Consider the following 3,708-nt stretch of genomic DNA (forward strand, 5'->3'; position numbering starts at 1 on the left):
ACGCTCGACCAGCTCTCCGACGGGCGCTTCATCCTCGGGCTCGGCACGTCCGGGCCGCAGGTCAGCGAGGGCTGGCACGGCGTGCGCTTCGGCAAGCAGCTCGCGCGCACCCGGGAGTACGTCGAGGTGCTGCGGATGGCGCTGGCCCGCGAGCGCGTCGAGTACCACGGCGAGTCGATCGACCTGCCTCTCCCCGACGGCCCGGGCAAGGCGCTGAAGCTCACGATCGCTCCCGTCCAGGAGCGCATTCCGATCTTCATCGCCGCGATCGGACCCAAGAACACCCAGCTGGCGGCCGAGATCGCGGACGGCATCATCCCCACCCTGTTCTCGCCTGAGCACGTCTCGGTCATCCGCAGCGAGATCCAGGCCGGCGTGGACCGGGCGGGCAACGGCAAGACCATCGACGACGTGGAGATCGCGCCGACCGTCCAGGTGTTCGTCGGGGACGACCTCACGGAGGCGCGCAACCTCATGCGTCCCTTCCTCGGCCTGTACATCGGCGGCATGGGCTCGCGCGACAAGAACTTCTACAACACGATGGTCCGGCGCTACGGCTTCGACGACGCCGCGCAGGAGATCCAGGATCTCTACCTCGAGGGCAAGAAGGACGAGGCGATGGCGGCGATCCCGGACGAGCTGATCGACACGGTCAGCGTGTGCGGACCGCGGGACGTCGTGAAGGAGCGGCTGCGCGCGTACGCCGACGCCGGCGTCGGCACGCTGGGCGTCACGCCGATGGCGTGGACGAAGGACGGGCGCATCGAGCAGCTCCGAGCGGTCGCCGAACTGCACGCCGAGCTCTAGCCGTGGGTCCCGACCGTCCGGGCGGCCGTCCGTGAAGGTCCTGCTCGGCGCGTTCGGCGATCCGGGGCACACGTTTCCCATCATCGCCCTCGGACGTGCGCTGCACGACCGGGGGCACGAGGTCGTCGTCCAGACCTGGCGCCGCTGGCAGCCGCAGGTCGAGGCGGAGGGCCTCGGCTTCTCGGCGGCGCCCGAGTACGACGTGTTCCCGACCCTCGGCCGGGCGCTCAAGCCCTACGAGGCCGTCGTCCGTGCGGCCCGTGACACGCAGCCGCTCATCGCGGAGCTCGCGCCGGACGTCGTGGTCGCCGACATCCTCACGCTCGCTCCGGCGCTGGCGGCCGAGCGCTCCGGCATTCCCGTCGGCACCCTCATCCCGCACGTGGACCCACGACCCGGCGCGGGGTTCCCGCCCTACTCGATCGGCGCACGCCTGCCGCGCACGCCGGTCGGCCGTCGCGCGTGGGGAGCCATGGACGGCGTCCTGCGACGCGGGCTCGAGCAGGGGCGCGACGAGCTCAACGACACCAGGGTCCGGTTGGGACTGCCGCCCCAGGATCACGTGCACGGCGGCATCAGCCGCCAGCTCTCCCTCGTCGCGACGCTGCCGCAGCTCGAGTACCCGCGCGCCGAGCCCCTGCCGGGCCGGTACGTGGTCGGCCCCCTGCAATGGGAGCCTCCGAGCGACCCGGTCGAGCTCCCGGAGGGCGACGGCCCGCTGGTCCTGGTCGCCCCGTCGACGTCCCAGGACGGCGACCACCGGCTCCTGCGCGCGGCGCTCGCCGGCCTGGCCGACCTGCCGGTGCGCGTGCTGGCCACCTGGAACCGCCGTCTCCCGGATCCGCCGGTCGAGGTCCCCCCCAACGCCCGGCTCGTCGAGTGGCTCTCGTACGCCCGGACCATGCCGGCGTGCGACGTGGTCGTCTGCCACGGGGGCCACGGGACCGTCCTGCGGGCCCTGACGAGCGGGTGCGTGGTCGTCGCCCTCCCGGCGGCGGGCGACATGAACGAGAACGCCGCCCGGATCGACTGGGCGGGCTGCGGTGTGCGGATCCCCCGCCTTGCCGCCACGCCGCGGACGCTGCGGCTCGCCGTCGGTCGCGCGCTGGGCGAGCCATCGCTCGCCCGTCGGGCCCGGGAGCTCGCGGCGTGGTCGGCCGCGCACGACGCGGGTGATCGCGCGGCGGAGCTCGTGGAGGAGCTCGCGCTCAGCGCCGCAGCGTCGCGCTGATCCTGCGCACCCCGACGTTGCCCGCGGCATCCGTGGTCACGCCGTACGCACGGACCGCGAGGCGCTTGACCGCGCCCAGCCGCAGCCGACCGGCGCGCGTGACCTTGACGGTGAGCGTCCTCGCCTGCCCGCCGCGCAACGTGTAGCTCGCGGTGCCCAGGCGCACCTCCCGTCGCAGGATCCGGTTCCTGGCCTTGCGCAGCGGGACGGAGAAGACGGAGGCCAGCCCGGTGCACCTGGTCTCGCTCGTCGGGCACGTGACCCGCAGGCGCAGCGACGTGCGCCGGTGGACCGCCAGGCCGCTCATGCTGACGCGCGGACGCGTGCGATCCCTCGGGGCCGGCGCCGGCGGGTCCCCCGGGGAGCCGGTGGTCGGCGTGCCCGCGGGCGGCCCGCCGGAGGCGCTGCCACCCCCGGCAGGCGCACGACCCGGTGTGGTCCCGGTGCCGCCACCGGGGGTGGCGGCCGGCGCAGGCGGGGGATCGTCGTCGACGATGACCCCGAAGGCGGTCGTCGCGCCCACGTGCAGCCCGACCGGTTCGGACAGGCTCGCGGTGAACGTCTCGTCGGGCTCGTCGACCGCGTCGGCCACCACCGGGACCGTGAACGTCTTCGTCAGCTCGCCCGGAGCGAAGGTGACGACCTGATCGACCGCGGCGTAGTCGCCGGGGCTCGCCGCGGTGCCGTCGGCGGTCCGGACGCGGACGCGCAGGGACCGCACGCTCGCGTTGGAGAGCCACACGGGGAACGCGAACGGCGTCGTGTCCGCGGACGTCCCTTCGGCACTCGTCACACCCGCGATGAACACGGTGGGCGTGTCGTCGTTGAGCACCGTGCCGACGGCCCGCTCCGTTCCCTTGGTGGCGTTCGTGGGCGTCCCGAGCACGACCGAGAACGTCTCGTCGGGCTCGTCGATGGCGTCACCGACGGTCGCGACGGGGATCGTGCCGCCGGTCTGTCCGGCGGGGATGGTCACCGTTCCGGGAGTGCCGTCGACGTCCTCGGGCACCGCGGCGGTGCCGGCCTCGACGACGTAGGGGACCGAGACCGGCAGGCCGCTCGCGGCCGAGAGATCGACCGGGAGCCCGACGCTGCCGGCGGCGCCGGTGCCCTCGAGTGCCTGAGCCGGCGCGATCGACACGCTCGGCGCCGGGTCGTCGTCGACGATCTCGCCCTTGGCCGTGGACGCGCTGGCGCTGATGGAGTCGCCCTGCGGGCTGTCGAGGGCCGCGACCACGGTCTCGTTCGTCGCCCCCTCGTGCAAGGCGTCGTCGAGCACGCGCACGCCGACCGTGACCGAGGTGCCGAAGACGCTCCCCGGCAGCTCGACCGTGACGCCGGGCTCGCCGGTGTAGTCCGCGCCGGCGGTCGCGGTGCCCCCCGTGGTCCGGAACACCACCCGTGCGGCGCCGCAGAAGCACCCGGACCGGGCGATCGTGTAGGTCAGCGTGGCGGTCGCCGTCCCCTCGCCGACCGGGGCGGGGCCGGTGATCGAGATCGCCGCGTGCGCCCCAGGCACGATCGCCCCGAGGACGATCGCCGTGGTGATCATGCCCAGTCCCCCCCGGCGGATGCCCTTCCGCCCCTGCCCCCTGATCCGCATCGACGAGACGGTAGCTGAGGGACCGGCACGAAGGCGGCGCATGCCTCGAAGCGATCGGGCGGCCCGG

3 protein-coding genes are annotated in these 3,708 nt (G+C 74.2%); 2 read left to right on the forward strand and 1 reads right to left on the reverse strand.

The annotated features are described in order from the left end of the window. Positions 1–807, forward strand: an 807-nt coding sequence (locus ABYE80_RS18360) for an LLM class flavin-dependent oxidoreductase (RefSeq protein ID WP_372791750.1), incomplete at its 5' end; no start/stop codon positions are given. Positions 808–838: 31 nt separating this feature from the next. After that, complete coding sequence (locus tag ABYE80_RS18365; RefSeq protein ID WP_372791751.1) at positions 839–2,038, forward strand: glycosyltransferase; 1,200 nt, start codon at positions 839–841, stop codon at positions 2,036–2,038. On the opposite strand, the gene ABYE80_RS18370 is transcribed toward ABYE80_RS18365, so the two are convergent. Beyond that, a complete protein-coding gene (locus tag ABYE80_RS18370; RefSeq protein WP_372791752.1) occupies positions 2,016–3,641 on the reverse strand; it encodes a Calx-beta domain-containing protein in 1,626 nt (541 codons plus the stop codon). The genes ABYE80_RS18365 and ABYE80_RS18370 overlap by 23 nt on opposite strands. Between the last annotated feature and the right edge of the window lie 67 nt (positions 3,642–3,708).

The sequence above is a fragment of the Paraconexibacter sp. genome (assembly GCF_041602235.1).
GTDB lineage: Bacteria > Actinomycetota > Thermoleophilia > Solirubrobacterales > Solirubrobacteraceae > Paraconexibacter.